Origin of the sequence: Streptomyces sp. NPDC001903 (genome assembly GCF_042891345.1) — a bacterium.
Lineage (GTDB): Bacteria > Actinomycetota > Actinomycetes > Streptomycetales > Streptomycetaceae > Streptomyces.
Genome location: NZ_JBIASZ010000010.1, coordinates 264,234 through 279,801 on the forward strand (window position 1 = coordinate 264,234; position 15,568 = coordinate 279,801).

Annotated in this window: 11 protein-coding genes; 7 read left to right on the forward strand and 4 right to left on the reverse strand. The window is 73.7% G+C overall.

What is annotated here, in order from left to right; genetic code table 11:
* Positions 1–322 precede the first annotated feature (322 nt).
* From ACFYZS_RS23360 to ACFYZS_RS23375, 4 genes are all read right to left on the reverse strand, one after another.
* The gene (locus ACFYZS_RS23360; RefSeq protein ID WP_389015741.1) at positions 323–2,761 is read right to left on the reverse strand and encodes a transglutaminaseTgpA domain-containing protein; all 2,439 of its coding nucleotides are present in this window, start codon (positions 2,759–2,761) and stop codon (positions 323–325) included.
* The gene (locus ACFYZS_RS23365; protein WP_389015744.1) at positions 2,758–4,107 is read right to left on the reverse strand and encodes a DUF58 domain-containing protein; all 1,350 of its coding nucleotides are present in this window, start codon (positions 4,105–4,107) and stop codon (positions 2,758–2,760) included. Before ACFYZS_RS23365 ends, ACFYZS_RS23360 begins: the two co-directional genes overlap by 4 nt.
* Positions 4,107–5,117: an AAA family ATPase gene (locus ACFYZS_RS23370; protein WP_389015747.1), complete on the reverse strand. Its 1,011-nt coding sequence runs from the start codon at positions 5,115–5,117 to the stop codon at positions 4,107–4,109. Before ACFYZS_RS23370 ends, ACFYZS_RS23365 begins: the two co-directional genes overlap by 1 nt.
* Before the next feature lie 135 nt (positions 5,118–5,252).
* On the reverse strand, positions 5,253–5,867 hold the full coding sequence (locus tag ACFYZS_RS23375) for a beta-class carbonic anhydrase (RefSeq protein ID WP_389015750.1): 615 nt from the start codon (positions 5,865–5,867) through the stop codon (positions 5,253–5,255).
* Between the two features lie 278 nt (positions 5,868–6,145).
* Between ACFYZS_RS23375 and rsmH the strand changes: the two genes are divergently transcribed.
* The 7 genes from rsmH (at position 6,146) to murD (ending at position 15,519) form a co-directional block, all read left to right on the forward strand.
* Positions 6,146–7,075 (forward strand): 16S rRNA (cytosine(1402)-N(4))-methyltransferase RsmH, encoded by a 930-nt coding sequence (gene rsmH, locus ACFYZS_RS23380; RefSeq protein WP_389015878.1) that lies wholly within the window; start codon positions 6,146–6,148, stop codon positions 7,073–7,075.
* Complete coding sequence (locus ACFYZS_RS23385) at positions 7,072–7,719, forward strand: hypothetical protein (RefSeq protein ID WP_389015753.1); 648 nt, start codon at positions 7,072–7,074, stop codon at positions 7,717–7,719. The genes rsmH and ACFYZS_RS23385 overlap by 4 nt, the downstream gene beginning before the upstream one ends.
* Before the next feature lie 135 nt (positions 7,720–7,854).
* On the forward strand, positions 7,855–9,861 hold the full coding sequence (locus ACFYZS_RS23390; protein ID WP_389015756.1) for a peptidoglycan D,D-transpeptidase FtsI family protein: 2,007 nt from the start codon (positions 7,855–7,857) through the stop codon (positions 9,859–9,861).
* A gap of 45 nt (positions 9,862–9,906) precedes the next feature.
* The gene (locus ACFYZS_RS23395) at positions 9,907–11,622 is read left to right on the forward strand and encodes a UDP-N-acetylmuramoyl-L-alanyl-D-glutamate--2,6-diaminopimelate ligase (protein ID WP_389015759.1); all 1,716 of its coding nucleotides are present in this window, start codon (positions 9,907–9,909) and stop codon (positions 11,620–11,622) included.
* Positions 11,619–13,043, forward strand: a complete 1,425-nt coding sequence (gene murF, locus ACFYZS_RS23400) for a UDP-N-acetylmuramoyl-tripeptide--D-alanyl-D-alanine ligase (protein ID WP_389015762.1) — start codon at positions 11,619–11,621, stop codon at positions 13,041–13,043. The genes ACFYZS_RS23395 and murF overlap by 4 nt, the downstream gene beginning before the upstream one ends.
* Positions 13,040–14,110 carry a phospho-N-acetylmuramoyl-pentapeptide-transferase gene (mraY, locus tag ACFYZS_RS23405; protein WP_389015765.1) on the forward strand — a complete coding sequence of 357 codons (1,071 nt, stop codon included), beginning with the start codon at positions 13,040–13,042 and terminating at the stop codon, positions 14,108–14,110. The genes murF and mraY overlap by 4 nt, the downstream gene beginning before the upstream one ends.
* The gene (murD, locus tag ACFYZS_RS23410) at positions 14,092–15,519 is read left to right on the forward strand and encodes a UDP-N-acetylmuramoyl-L-alanine--D-glutamate ligase (RefSeq protein ID WP_389015768.1); all 1,428 of its coding nucleotides are present in this window, start codon (positions 14,092–14,094) and stop codon (positions 15,517–15,519) included. The genes mraY and murD overlap by 19 nt, the downstream gene beginning before the upstream one ends.
* Positions 15,520–15,568 lie beyond the last annotated feature (49 nt).

Here is a 15,568-nt window from a genome sequence, read left to right on the forward strand (position 1 = left end):
TCCCGGGCGGGCTCGGGTGACCCCCGATCGGCGGTGCCGCGGGGCGGCGGGACGGCGTAGAACTGGGGGCGCCACCCGCCGCGTGTGAGTACGCGTACCTAGGCACGGAAATGAGTACGCACGCGGATGGCCCCCACCTGCGGGAACGCCAGACTGGGGATACGGACGGGGACCCGGTCCGGACCGCCGACACGGGGCGGCCGGTGCGGACCGGGTACCTGTGCCGCGGACACGAAACGGCGGGGCTCGGGGGGAACGAGCCCCGCCGTTTCGCGTCCGCGGGTGGTACGGCCCGCCGCCGAGCGGCGAGGAGCCGCCCGCCTCAGCCGCGGCCCCGCAGGGGGAGCCGGGACAGCAGCGCCGCGACGGGGGCCAGCCGGGCCGTGACGGCCGCCGTCAGGGCCGACCAGCGGGCCGCGGCCGACCAGCGCAGGCGCGCCGACGAGCGGGGGAGGAGCACCGCGCGGGCGCGGGCCACGCGGCCCAGCGGAGCCAGCAGCGCGGCGCGGGCCAGCAGGACGTCCGCCCCCAGGCCCTCGTACGCCGCCTGCGTGCCCGGCGGTGCGTAGAGCGAGCGCTCCACCGCCTCGGCGACCCGGTGCACGGCATCCGCCGCCTCCGGCGCAGGCCGGCCCAGCTCCACCACCCTCGCCGCCGCCCGGCGGGGGGACAGGGCCTCGTCCGGGGTGATGCCCACGTCCCAGGCCGCGTCCGCCAGCTCCTGCCACGCCTGCAGGACCTGCCCCGTCGCCAGCCGCCGCTTGCGCAGCCGCGTCCGCCACAGCAGGGGGAGCAGCGGCAGGGCCAGTACGGCCGCGATCGACAGCGCCCAGGTGAGGACCGTCTGCGGCGACGGGCCGCCGCCACCGGAACCTGCCTTCGCCTGAGGCGCCGCCGCCCCGCACTCGCCGAGCTTCTTCGCCTCCGGCGGGCAGTCGTCGGCCTTGGACGGCGCGGCCGACGGCTGCGCCGCGCCCTGCGAGGGCAGCGCCGTCGGCGCGGACGGCTGGGCCGCCGGGAGCTCGGCCCGGGAGTAGTCCGGGATCGTGATGCCCTGGCGCGGCGTCGGCTCGAACCGGGTCCAGCCCACGCCCTCGAAGTACAGCTCCGGCCAGGCGTGCGCATCCCGCATCGACACGTTCACGCTGCCGTCCGACTGCTTCTCGCCGGGCGTGAACCCCACCGCCACCCGCGCCGGGATCCCGAGCGAGCGCGACATGGCCGCCATCGAGAACGCGAAGTGGATGCAGAACCCCTCCTTGTCGGCGAGGAAGCGGGCGATGGCCTGCGGCCCCGTGCCCGAGGCCACCTTCGTGTCGTAGCGGAAGCCGCCGTTCACGGCGAAGTAGTCCTGGAGCTTCACCGCACGCGTGTAGTCGTCCTTCGCGCCCTTCGTCACCTGGCGGGCCGTATCGCCGACCACCGCCGGGATGTTGTCCGGGATCTTCGTGTACTCGGCCTTGATCAGCGGATCCGGCTCCGGCGCCGCTTGCAGCTGCTCCGCCGTGGGCCGCAGCAGCAGGCTCCGCACCGTGTACATCGCGCCCTGGACGTTCTGGAACCTGTCCCGGCCGAGCTGGTCGCCGACCAGGGTCCGGCCGGCCGGCTCGAACCGCCACTTGCCCGGGATGTCCACGGAGGTCGCCGGGTACGGCATCGGCAGGTAGCGCTGGGCGTAGGTGTCGGCCGCGGAGATGCTCGTCCGCACCTCGGTGCCGGTCCGGCGGACCGGATCGCTCAGCCCCGGCGGGGCCGGCAGCCGCTCCGGCACGTCGGTCAGGGCCCGGCCCGAGGCCTCCCACTTGACGCCGTTGAACTCGTCCAGGGCCAGGATCCGCAGGTACTGCTCGCCGAGCTGCGGGCTGTCCGTGCGGTACTTCAGCACCACCCGGTTGTCCTGGGCGTTCAGGCTGCCCTGCAGGGACACCAGCGGGTTGACCGCCGAGATCGTCCCGCCGACCCCGGAGCCGCCGTCGCCCGACTCGCCGCCCTGCGCGCCCAGCAGCCCGCCGCCGAGCGCGGGCAGCGCCGCCGGCACCGCCAGCGCGATGCCCAGCGCCACCGCGCCGATCCGCCGCCCGGTCCGTACGGGGGCCAGCGCCTGGCCGGAGCCCGCGCCGACGCCGCCGTACCCCGAGCCCGACGCGGCCCGCGCGCTCGGGGCCGCGCCGAAGACCCGCCCCCACTGGGCGAGCCGGTCGCGGCCCTCGGCCAGCAGCAGCAACAGGTAGCCGCAGCCGGCCAGCAGGAAGGAGATCCAGGAGGCCCCGGAGCCGCCGGAGAGACCGGCGGCGACCGAGTACAGCGCGAGCAGCGGCAGCCCGGCCGCGGCGGCGGTCCGCAGGGTCACCGCCAGCAGGTCCACCAGCAGCCCGATCAGCAGCACCCCGGACAGCAGCAGCAGCCGGATGCCGTCCGTCAGCGGAGCCGGGATCGCGAACTCGCCGACGTCCTGGACGCCCCGCTGGAACAGGGCGCCGAAGTCCGTCACCAGGTAGGCCATCGGCCCGGTCCCGGTGGACTCGCCCTTGCCCGCGAACAGGAACATCAGCACCAGCAGCGACACCAGCACCTGGGACGCCACGGTGAGCGTGCGCCCCAGCGGCACCCGCCGGACCCCGGCGCCCACCGCGCTCTGCACGGCCAGCAGGACCCCCGCCTCGAGCACCCAGCCCGACGAGTCCACCAGCGCGGCCAGCGACCACGAGGTGAGCAGCGTCGCCAGCATCGCGAAGAGCGTCACGCGCGCCCGCCCGCTCATCCCCAACCTCCGGACGTACCCGTGCCGAGCGGAGCGTTCCCGGCCCGGCGCCACAGCTCTCCGAACGCCACCCCGGGCGGCACGGCCAGCGCCGTCCAGCCCGCGTCGCGCAGCCTGCCCGTGCGGGCCTCCACCCGCGAGGGCCGCCCGTCCCACAGCGCGGAGTCCAGGACGAAGGCCACCGCGGCCCCGCAGCGCCCGCGCATCTTGGCCGCCACTTCCGTCTGTACGTCGTCCAGGTCTCCGAAGAAGGCGACGAGGAGCCCGTCACCGCCGGCTCCGGTGAAGCCCCCGCCGCCGCCGCCGCGCACCGCTTCGTACGCGCGCGTCAGCCCGGCGCCGTCGGAGTGCCCGACGACCGCGAGGGTGTCCATCATCAGCCCGGCGGCCTCCGCGGACTCCTGCCCGCCGGAGGAGAAGCCGCCGCCGTCGCCGGGCACCGCGGTGCCCGAGTCCGTCAGCAGCCGTGCGGAGAAGCCCTGCTCGAGCAGGTGCAGCAGGGTCGAAGCGGCCCCGGACACCGCCCACTCGAACGCGGAGTCCGGTCCGGCGCCCTCGAAGGCGGCCCCGCGGGTGTCCAGCAGGACCGTGGCCCTGCTGCGCTGCGGCTGCTCCTCGCGGCGCACCATCAGCTCGCCGTAGCGGGCGGTGGAGCGCCAGTGCACCCGGCGCAGGTCGTCGCCGCGCCGGTAGCCGCGCGGGATCACGTCGTCGTCGCCGGCCAGGGCCAGCGAGCGGCGGCTGCCGTCGCCGTAGCCGGAGGTCTCGCCGGTCAGCCGGACCGGGGGCAGGGCCTCGGTGCGGGGGATGACGGTGAGGGTGTCGTACGCGCTGAACGAGCGGGTCAGCTCGACCAGCCCGAAGGGGTCGGTCAGGCGCAGCTGGAGCGGGCCCAGCGGGTAGCGGCCGCGCAGGTCGGAGCGGACCCGGTAGGAGACCTCGCGGCGCCCGCCGGGCTCGACCCGGTCCAGGACGAAGCGGGGCCGGGGGCCGAGCACGTACGGCACCCGGTCCTGGAGCATCAGCAGTCCGGTGGGCAGCCGGGAGACGTTCTCCATGCGCAGCTGGACCCGGGCCTCGGAGCCCGCGGGCACCCGCATCGGGGTCAGCCGGCGGCTGCCGGAGACCCGGTGGCGGGTGCGGTGCAGGGCGAGGACGCAGATCAGCGGCAGGGCGGCGAGCAGCAGCCCGACCCGGAGCAGTTCGCCCTGGCCGAGCACGTACGCGCACAGCGCGGCGGCGACCCCGGCGGCCAGGAAGGACCGGCCGCGGGTGGTCAGCCCCGCCAGGGAGGCGCGCAGCCCGCCGCGGCCCTCGCCGGCGCCGCGCGGGGCACCGGCGCTCATCAGAAGCCCCGGATGCCCGCGCCGGGCGGCATCTCGCCGCGGGCGTGCGCGGCGGGGACGGGGGTGCGCTGGAGGATGTCGTGGACGACCTGCTCGGCGGTGCGCCGGTTCAGCTGGGCCTGCGCGGTGGGCAGCAGACGGTGCGCGAGGACGGGCGCGGCCAGCGCCTGCACGTCGTCGGGCAGGACGTAGTCCCGGCCGGACAGGGCGGCGGAGGCCTTCACGGCGCGCAGCAGGTGGAGGGTGGCGCGGGGCGAGGCGCCCAGGCGCAGGTCCGGGTGGCTGCGGGTCGCGGAGACCAGGTCGACGACGTAGCGCCGGACGGGCTCGGCGACGTACACCTCGCGGACGGCCTCTATGAGCTTGACGATGTCGTGGGCGTGCGCGACGGCCTGGAGGTCGTCGAGCGGGGAGACCCCGCCGTGCACGTCGAGCATCTGGAGCTCGGCGTCGGGGCTCGGGTAGCCGACGGAGACGCGGGCCATGAAGCGGTCGCGCTGGGCCTCGGGGAGCGGGTAGGTGCCCTCCATCTCCACCGGGTTCTGGGTGGCGACCACCATGAACGGGCTCGGCAGCGTGTACGTCGTGCCGTCGATGGTGACCTGGCGCTCCTCCATCGACTCCAGCAGCGCGGACTGGGTCTTCGGCGAGGCGCGGTTGATCTCGTCGCCGATGACGATCTGCGCGAAGATCGCGCCCGGCTTGAACTCGAACTCGCGGCGCTGCTGGTCGTAGATGCTGACACCGGTGATGTCGGAGGGCAGCAGGTCCGGCGTGAACTGGATGCGCTGCACCGAGCAGTCGATGGACTTCGCCAGCGTCTTGGCGAGCATCGTCTTGCCGACGCCGGGGACGTCCTCGATCAGCAGGTGCCCCTCGGCGAGCAGCACGGTCAGCGCGATGCGTACGACCTCGGGCTTGCCCTCGATCACGCTCTCGACGGAGTGGCGCACCCGCTCCGCCGTGCTCGTCAGATCCGCGAGGCTCGCTCGGTCGTCATACGTCGTCACCTGGTTCTCCTCGGCCCTTTCCGCAGGGCCGACGCCACTAGCGCACTCCGGCCCACCCCGACACGGACGCCGGCCCGGACGGTTTTCCGGGCGGCGTCTTCCCGCATTCTTGACGGCGTTGTGGCCCTGTGTCACTCACGAGGCGGGATCGATCTCCCGCAGGAGTCCGGTGTGCACGTCGAAGACGAAGCCTCGCACATCGTCGCGGTGGGGCAGGAAGGGGTTCGTCCGGACCCGCTGCATGGACTGCCGGACGTCCTGGTCCACGTCCCGGAAGGCCTCGACGGCCCAGGCGGGGCGCTGGCCGACCTCGTCCTCGAGCTCGTGCCGGAAGTCCTCGGTCAGGCTTTCGAGGCCGCAGCCGGTGTGGTGGATCAGTATCACCGTGCGGGTGCCCAGGGCGCGCTGGCTGATGGTGAGGGAGCGGATGGTGTCGTCGGTGACCACGCCGCCCGCGTTGCGGATGGTGTGGCAGTCGCCCAGCTCCAGGCCGAGGGCCTTGTGCAGGTCGAGACGGGCGTCCATGCAGGCCACGACGGCCACGTGCAGGACGGGGCGGGCGTCCATGCCGGGATCCTGGAACGCCGCGGCGTACCTTCCGTTCGCCGCGACCAGCCGGTCCGTGACGGAGCCGCCGCTGGATGCCTGGGGGGTGGTCTCTGCGGGCAGGGATGCGGAAGTCGTCATGCCTACGACGTTAGTGGTCACCGCTGGTAAAGGCATGGAGTGAGGGCGGACAAAGAACGTCAACCGTCCTTGTTGTGAGCTAACCCACAGGGGTGAGGTGGCGGCGGCCATACGGGTGATTCGGGGCTTTTGGGGGTTCCGTACGAGTGGGTCGCACGGCGCGCGGGGCGGTTCGTTGACCGCGGCGACCGTTGCACTAAAGTGACGCGAACCGGCCGGAGCCCGGCCCTGACCGGCCGCCCGGCCCCCTGGTAACACTCCGCGTGCGCGGCGCGGCGTATGCCTGCCGCGCCGTTATCTGAGAGGGCGCTTTGACTAGCGAGTCCCGACATGTCCCGGTGATGCTCCAGCGGTGCCTGGACCTGTTGGCCCCGGCGCTGGAAGGGCCCGGGGCCGTCGTCGTCGACTGCACCCTCGGCCTCGGCGGCCACAGCGAGGCCCTGCTCACCCGGTTCCCCGAGGCGCACCTGATCGGCCTCGACCGCGACAAGGAGGCCCTGCGGCTCTCCGGCGAGCGGCTCGCGCCCTTCGGTGACCGCGCCACCCTCGTCCACGCCGTGTACGACGAGCTGCCCGACGTGCTGGACCGGCTCGGCATCCCCGCGGTCCAGGGCGTCCTCTTCGACCTGGGCGTCTCCTCCATGCAGCTCGACGAGGCCGACCGCGGGTTCGCGTACGCGCAGGACGCGCCGCTGGACATGCGCATGGACCAGACGACCGGGATGAGCGCCGCCGAGGTGCTCAACACCTACCCGCCGGGCGAGCTCGTACGGATCCTGCGCCAGTACGGCGAGGAGAAGCAGGCCAAGCGGATCGTCTCGGCGATCGTCCGCGAGCGGGAGAAGGAGCCGTTCACGAACAGCGCGCGGCTGGTCGAACTGATCCGCGACGCGCTGCCGCAGGCCGCGAAGCGGACGGGCGGCAACCCGGCCAAGCGGACCTTCCAGGCGCTGCGCATCGAGGTCAACGGCGAACTGTCGGTCCTGGAGCGGGCGATCCCGGCCGCCGTGGAGCGGATCGCGGTGGGCGGCCGGATCGCGGTGCTCTCCTACCACTCGCTGGAGGACCGGCTGGTCAAGCAGGTCTTCGCGGCGGGCGCGGCCTCGACGGCGCCGCCGGGGCTGCCGGTGGTGCCGGAGAAGTACCAGCCCAAGCTGAAGCTGCTCACCCGGGGCGCGGAGCTGCCCACGGAGGAGGAGATCGCCGAGAACCGGCGGGCCGCACCGGCCCGCTTCCGCGGGGTCGAGCGCATCCGGGAGGCGCGGCTGTGAGCAGAGCCGGGGGACTGGGGCGACTGCGGGGCGGCTCCGCGGGGCAGGCGGCGCGGACGCCGTTCGTCGCGCTGGTGGTGGCGCTGCTGGCCGGTGGGCTGATCAGCCTGCTGCTCTTGAACTCGGCGCTCAACCAGGGGTCCTTCCAGCTGAGCAAGCTGAAGAAGGAGACCACCGCGCTCACGGACGAGGAGCAGGCGCTGCAGCGGGACGTGGACGGGTACTCGGCGCCGGACGCCTTGCAGCGGCGGGCGCACGAGCTCGGCCTGGTCCCGGGCGGCAGCCCGGTCTTCATCGGCCCGGACGGCAAGGTGACGGGCACGGCGGCCCCGGCGGAGCCCCCGCCGCCCCCGGCCGCCGCGGCCGGCGCCCCGGCCCCGGGCGGTGCCCCGGCGGGCGCCCCGGCAGCGTCCCAGGGCGGTGCCCCGGCGGGCGCCCCCGGCCCGGCTCCGGCCGGCACCCAGGGTCCCGCCTCCGGCGGTGCCCCGGCGGCCGGCCCCGGCCCGGCCCAGGGCGGCGCGCAGGGTTCCGCCCCGGCGGGCACCCCCGGCTCCGCCCCGGGCGGCGGCCCGGCGGGCGCACCGCAGGCCGGGCAGCCCGCGCCGGGCGGTGCCCCCCAGTCCAACCCGACCTCCGGAAGGTGACGTCGTGACGCGGACCCTCCCCCAGCTCCCGCCGGGGGCACCCCCGGCGGGAGATCCCCGCACAGGTCCGTCCGCCCCCACCGGGCCCGACCGGGCCGCGCGGCGGCGCCGGGGCCCGGCCGCGGCGGTGGCCGCGTGAGCGCCCCGGGCGGGCGGCGCGTGCCCGGGCCCGGCTCCGGGCCGGGACGGGCGCGCGCCACCACGCGGCCCGCGACCCGGCGGCCCGGCCCCGCGAGGCAGCCGCACACCATCCGGCTCGGGAGCCCCAAGCCCCGGCTGCGGCTCGTCAGCGTCGGGCTGACCCTCGTCATGCTGGCCTTCGTCGTGCGGCTGCTCCAGGTGCAGGCCGTCGACGCCTCCGCGTACTCCGCCAAGGCCTCCGAGAACCGCTTCGCCAGCTACACCCTGGCCGCCGAGCGCGGCGAGATCACCGACCGCAAGGGCGTCGCCCTCGCGACCAGCGTCGACGCGTACGACATCACCGCCGACCCGAAGATGTTCACCCCGCAGGACAGCAAGGCCCCGGACGCCCCCGAGCAGGCCGCCGCCCTCCTCGCGCCCATCCTCGGCAAGGACGCCAAGGAGATCGCCGCCCGCCTCAAGACGAAGAACACCCGCTACGTCGTCCTGGCCCGCCGCCAGACCCCCCAGGTCTGGAACCAGATCAAGGACCTCAAGCGGGTCTTCGCCGACAAGGCCGCCGCCGACAAGAAGAACAACGGCCCCGGCGCCAACGTCCTCGCCGGGGTGTTCAACGAGGACAGCAGCAAGCGCGTGTACCCGGGCGGGGACCTCGCCGCCGGGATACTGGGCTACGTCAACGCCGAGGGCAAGGGCGCCGGCGGGCTGGAGTCCTCCCTCGACAAGAAGCTGGCCGGCAAGGACGGCGCGATCACGTACGCCCAGTCCGGCGGCCGCCGCGTGCCCACCGCCGGGTCCAGCGAGAAGCCCGCCGTGCCCGGCGAGGACATCGAGCTGACCATCGACCGCGACATCCAGTGGGCGGCGCAGAGCGCCATCACCGAGCAGGTCGCCAAGTCCGAGGCCGACCGCGGCTACGTCGTCGTCCAGGACACCCGCACCGGCGAGGTGCTGGCCATGGCCAACGCCCCCGGCTTCGACCCCAACGACCTGTCGAAGGCCAGCTCCGCCGCCATGGGCAACGCCGCCCTCCAGGACGTGTACGAGCCCGGCTCCACCGCCAAGGTGATGTCGATGGCCGCCGTACTGGAGGAGAAGAAGGCCACCCCCGAGACCCACGTCGAGGTCCCCAACCGGCTGCACCGCGGCGACCGGCTGTTCAAGGACGACATCGACCACCCGACCTGGTACCTGACCCTCAACGGGGTCCTCGCCAAGTCCTCCAACATCGGCACCATCCTGGCCACCGGCCAGCTCGGCGCCACCCAGCCCGAGGCCAACCGGGTCCTCTACTCCTACCTGAACAAGTTCGGCATCGGGCAGCCCACCGGCCTGAACTACCCGGGCGAGTCCCGCGGCATCCTCGCCCGGCCCGAGGCCTGGTCCACCTCCCAGCAGTACACGATCCCTTTCGGCCAGGGCCTGTCCCTCAACGCCATGCAGGCGGCCTCCGTGTACTCGACCATCGCCAACGGCGGCGTGCGGATCGCACCCACCCTGGTCCGCGGCACCAAGGGCCCCGACGGCCGCTTCACCCCGGCCCCGGCGCCCGAGCAGACCCGCGTGATCAGCCCGGAGACCGCCAAGACCCTGTCCGAGATGCTGGAGTCGGTCGTCGACGACCAGGAGGGCACCGGCACCAAGGCCCGCATCCCCGGCTACCGGGTCGGCGGCAAGACCGGCACGTCCAACCGGGTGGATCCGGCCACCGGCCGGTACAAGGGCTACACCGCCTCCTTCGCCGGCTTCGCACCCGCCGACAACCCGCGGATCACCGTCTACTGCGCCATCCAGAACCCCACCAAGGGCAGCTACTTCGGCGGCCAGATCTGCGGCCCGATCTACAAGAAGGTCATGGAGTTCGCCCTCAAGACCCTCCAGGTCGCCCCGACCGGAACCGCCCCCGCGGGGCTCCCGGTCACCTTCGACGCCGGCCCCGCACCCGCCCCCCAGCCCTCCGCAGCGCCCTCCGCACAGCCCAGCCGGCAGCCCGGCCAGTGACCCGGCGGGCCGGCCGGCCCGCCAGAAATCCGTGAGGCACCATCAGTGACAACGATCACCCCGAAACCCGGGAACCCGTCGGCAGCCGGCCACGCGGCCGGGCCCTCACTTCGCGAGCGGCCCGCCGGGCCCGGTACGCTCACCGCCGTGCCCCACGCTGATCAGCCCAGAACCGCCCAGAAAGACGCCCCGGCAACGCCGCCGGGAGCGCCCCGGCCCCAGGCCGCCCGCCCGACACCCCTGGGCGAGCTGGCCGCGCTGCTGGGCATCGAAGCCCCCGGCGGCTCCGCCGCGGCGGAGCCCCCGCAGATCACCGGGATCACGCACGACTCCCGTGCCGTGCGCCCCGGCGACCTGTACGCGGCCCTGCCCGGCGCCAAGCTGCACGGCGCCGACTTCGCCACCCAGGCCGCCGCCCTCGGCGCCGCGGCCGTGCTGACCGACCCGGCGGGCGCCGAACGCGCCGCGGCGACCGGCCTGCCGGTCCTGGCCGTCGCCGATCCGCGCGGCCGGATGGGCGAGCTCGCCGCCACGATCTACGGCCGTCCCGGCGAGGGCCTGCTGCAGATCGGCATCACCGGCACCTCCGGCAAGACCACCACGGCCTACCTCGTCGAGGGCGGCCTGCGCGGAGCCGGACGCTCCACCGGTCTGATCGGCACCGTCGAGATGCGCATCGGCGACGAGCGCATCAAGTCGGAGCGCACCACCCCCGAGGCCACCGACCTCCAGGCCCTGTTCGCGGTCATGCGCGAACGCGGGGTCGAGGCCGTCGCCATGGAGGTCTCCAGCCACGCCCTGGTGCTCGGCCGGGTCGACGGATGCGTCTTCGACGTCGCCGTCTTCAACAACCTGAGCCCGGAGCACATGGAGTTCCACTCGGACATGGAGGACTACTTCCAGGCCAAGGCGCAGCTCTTCACCGAGCGCCGGGCCCGCCTCGGAGTGGTCAACATCGACGACGAGTACGGCCGCCGCCTGGCCAAGGAGGCCGCGATCCCGCTGGTCACCTTCTCCGCCGAGGGCGACGCGGCCGCCGACTGGCGCGCCGAGGACGTCGTGTTCGGGCACATGGACTCCTCGCTGACCGTGGTCGGCCCCCAGGGGCAGCGCGTACGGGCCACGGCCCCGCTGCCCGGGCCGTTCAACGTCGCCAACACCGTCGCCGCGATCGTCACGCTCGCCGCGGCCGGCCTCGACCCGCAGACCGCCGCCGACGGCGTCGCCGCGGTCCCCGGGGTCCCCGGCCGGCTGGAGCGGGTGGACGCGGGCCAGCCGTACCTCGCCGTCGTCGACTACGCGCACAAGACGGACGCGGTCGAATCCGTGCTCCGCGCACTGCGCGAGGTCACCACCGGCAAGCTGCACATCGTGCTCGGCTGCGGCGGCGACCGCGACACCACCAAGCGGGCCCCGATGGGCGCCGCGGCCGCCCGGTTCGCCGACACCGCCGTACTGACCTCCGACAACCCGCGCTCCGAGGACCCCCTCGCGATCCTCGCCGCGATGTTCGGGGGCGCCGTCTCCGTACCCGCCGAAGAGCGCGGCACGGTCCTCGTCGACGCCGACCGGGCCGCGGCCATCGCCGCCGCCGTCGCGCGCGCCGAGCCCGGCGACACCGTGCTGGTGGCGGGCAAGGGCCACGAGCAGGGCCAGGACACGGCGGGCGTCGTACGGCCCTTCGACGACCGCGCGGTGCTCCGCGCCGCGATCGAACGCCAGCAAGGCAGCAACGTCCGACAGGCCGAGGTGAACCAGTGATCGCCCTCTCCCTCGCCGAGATCGCCGACATCACCGGCGGGCGGCCCCACGACATACCGGATCCGTCCGTGCGGATCACCGGCCCCGTGGTCATCGACTCCCGCCAGGTGGAGGCCGGCAGCCTGTTCGCCGCGTTCGCCGGCGAGCACGTCGACGGCCACGACTACGCGCAGCGCGCGGTCGCCTCCGGGGCCGCGGCCGTCCTCGCCGCCCGGCCCGTCGGGGTACCCGCGATCGTCGTCGCCGACGTCGAGAAGGCCCTGGGCACCCTCGCCCGGGCCGTCGTCGAGCGCCTCGGCACCGATGTGGTGGCCCTGACCGGCTCCGCCGGCAAGACCTCCACCAAGGACCTCATCGCCCAGGTGCTCCAGGCCCACGCGCCCACGGTGTGGACCCCGGGCTCCCTCAACAACGAGATCGGCCTGCCGCTCACCGCGCTGCGCGCCACGGAGGAAACCCGGCACCTGGTACTGGAGATGGGCGCCCGCGGCATCGGGCACATCGCCTACCTCACCGGCCTGACCCCGCCGCGCATCGGACTCGTCCTCAACGTCGGGACCGCCCACATCGGCGAGTTCGGCGGCCGCGAGCAGATCGCCCGGGCCAAGGGCGAACTCGTCGAGGCCCTGCCGGCCGAGGCCGAGGGCGGAGTCGCCGTCCTCAACGCCGACGATCCGCTGGTGCGCGCGATGTCCGCCCGGACGAAGGCCCGTACGGTGCTGTTCGGCGAGGCCGACGACGCCGACGTACGGGCCTCGGAAGTCCGCATGACACCCGCAGGACAGCCCTCCTTCACACTCCACACACCCACCGGGTGCGGCGAAGTGACCTTGCGCCTGTACGGTGAGCACCACGTGTCGAACGCGCTCGCCGCGGCCGCCGTCGCCCATGTACTGGGCATGTCCGTCGAGGAGATCGCCACCGCGCTCTCCGGGGCGGGCACCTTGTCCCGGTGGCGGATGGAGGTCACCGAGCGGGCGGACGGCGTGACGATCGTCAACGACGCCTACAACGCGAATCCCGAGTCCATGCGGGCCGCTCTGCGCGCGCTTGCCGCGATGGGCGGCGCCGCCAGGGCCGACGGGGGACGCACGTGGGCGGTGCTCGGTCCCATGGCCGAGCTCGGGGACGCATCGTTGGCCGAGCACGACGCGGTGGGACGGCTTGCCGTCCGGCTCAACGTGAGCAAGCTCGTCGCAGTCGGGGGCAGGGAAGCGTCCTGGCTGCAACTGGGCGCATATAACGAGGGTTCGTGGGGTGAGGAGTCGGTGGTCGTGTCCGACGCGCAGGCGGCGATCGACCTGTTGCGCAGTGAACTGCGCCCGGGTGACGTCGTGCTGGTGAAGGCTTCCAGGTCGGTCGGCCTGGAGCGGGTCGCTCTGGCTCTGCTGTCCGGTGAGGGCGAGGTCGCCGACCGATGAGGCAGATCCTCTTCGCCGGTGTCATCGGCATGTTCCTGACCGTGATCGGCACCCCGCTGCTGATCAAGCTGCTGGCCCGCAAGGGCTACGGCCAGTTCATCCGCGACGACGGCCCGCGCGGCCACGCCGGGAAGAAGGGCACGCCCACCATGGGCGGCATCTCCTTCATCCTGGCGACGATCATCGCGTACGGCCTGACGAAGGTGATCACGGGCAGTCAGCCCACGTTCTCCGGCGTGCTGGTGCTCTTCCTGATGGCCGGCATGGGCCTGGTGGGCTACCTCGACGACTACATCAAGATCGTCAAGCGCCGCTCGCTTGGTCTGCGGGCCAAGGCCAAGATGGCCGGCCAGCTGATCGTCGGCATCGCCTTCGCCGTGCTCGCGCTGCAGTTCAAGGACGCCCGCGGCAACGCCCCGGCCTCCACCAAGCTGTCGTTCGTCACGGACTTCGGCTGGTCGATCGGCCCGGTGCTGTTCGTGGTCTGGGCGCTGTTCATGATCCTGGCGATGTCCAACGGCGTGAACCTGACGGACGGTCTGGACGGTCTGGCCACCGGCGCCGCGGTGATGGTCTTCGGCGCGTACACGTTCATCGGCGTCTGGCAGTTCCAGGAGTCGTGCGCCAACGCGCAGACCCTGACGAACCCCAACGCCTGCTTCGAGGTGCGAGATCCGCTGGACCTCGCCATCGTCGCCTCCGCGCTGATGGGCGCCTGCTTCGGCTTCCTGTGGTGGAACACCTCGCCCGCCAAGATCTTCATGGGTGACACCGGCTCGCTGGCCCTCGGCGGCGCCCTCGCCGGTCTCGCGATCTGCTCCCGCACGGAGTTCCTGATCGCCCTCCTCGGCGGCCTCTTCGTCCTCATCACCATGTCGGTCGTCATCCAGGTCGGCTCCTTCAAGCTCACCGGGAAGCGCGTCTTCCGGATGGCCCCGCTGCAGCACCACTTCGAACTGAAGGGGTGGTCCGAAGTCCTGGTGGTGGTCCGGTTCTGGATCATCCAGGGCATGTGCGTCATCGTGGGTCTCGGACTCTTCTACGCGGGATGGGCAGCGGACAAGTGACGTCCTGGCAGGGCAAGAACATCACCGTCGCCGGTCTCGGCGTGAGCGGCATCAGTGCCGCCCGCGCCCTGGCCGGCCTCGGCGCATCGGTGACCGTCGTCGACGGCGGCGACAGCGAGGGCCACCGGGCCCGGGCCGCCGAACTCGGCGAGCTGGGCATCCCGGTACGGCTCGCGGACGCCGAGACGCTGCCCGAGGGCACCGACCTGGTGGTCACCTCGCCCGGCTGGCAGCCGGACAGCCCGCTCTTCGCGGCCGCCGCGGCGGCCGGCGTCGAGGTCGTGGGCGACGTCGAGATCGCCTGGCAGCTGCGCGGCCCGGACGCGGCCCCGTGGCTGGCGATCACCGGGACCAACGGCAAGACCACCACCACCCAGATGCTCGCGTCGATCCTGAAGGCCGCGGGCCTGAAGACCGCGGCCGTCGGCAACATCGGCACCCCGATCATCGACGTGGTGCTCGGCGAGGAGAAGTACGACGTGCTCGCCGTCGAACTCTCCAGCTACCAGCTGCACTGGGCCCCCTCGCTGCGCGCCCACTCGGCGGCCGTGCTCAACCTGGCCCCGGACCACCTGGACTGGCACGGCTCGATGGAGGCGTACGCCGCCGACAAGGGCCGCATCTACGAGGGCAACACGGTCGCCTGCGTCTACAACGTCGCCGACCCGGCCACCGAGAAGCTCGTCGAGAACGCCGACGTCGAGGAGGGCTGCCGGGCGATCGGCTTCACCCTCGGCGCTCCCGGCCCGTCCATGCTCGGCGTCGTCGACGGCATCCTCGTCGACCGCGCCTTCGTCGAGAACCGGCAGAAGAACGCCCAGGAGCTCGCCGAGGTCAAGGACGTCAACCCGCCGGCCCCGCACAACATCGCCAACGCGCTCGCCGCGGCGGCCCTGGCCCGCGCCTTCGGCGTCGCGCCGCGCGCGGTCCGCGACGGCCTGCGCGACTTCCGCCCCGACGCGCACCGCGTCGCGTACGTGGACGAGGTCGCGGGGGTCACGTACATCGACGACTCCAAGGCCACCAACACGCACGCCGCCGAGGCCTCCCTGGCGGCCTTCGAGCCGATCGTGTGGATCGCCGGCGGCCTCGCCAAGGGTGCGACCTTCGACGAGCTCGTCCAGAACTCGGCGAAGCGGATGCGCGCCGTGGTGCTGATCGGCGCCGACCGGGCGCTGATCGCCGAGGCGCTGGCGCGACACGCCCCCGAGGTCCCGGTCGTCGACCTCGACCGGACCGACACTGGGGCGATGCTCGCAGCGGTCCGGGAAGCGGCCCGGCTCGCAGAGCCCGGCGACACGGTTCTGCTGGCCCCGGCCTGTGCCTCGATGGACATGTTCGCGAACTACAACAAGCGCGGGGACGCATTCGCGGACGCGGTGCGTGAGCTGGCCGCCGAGGGCGCGTAGGTCCGGCCGGTCCGTTCTCAGGTCGGCGAGTCCTCCCCGACCGGCTGCT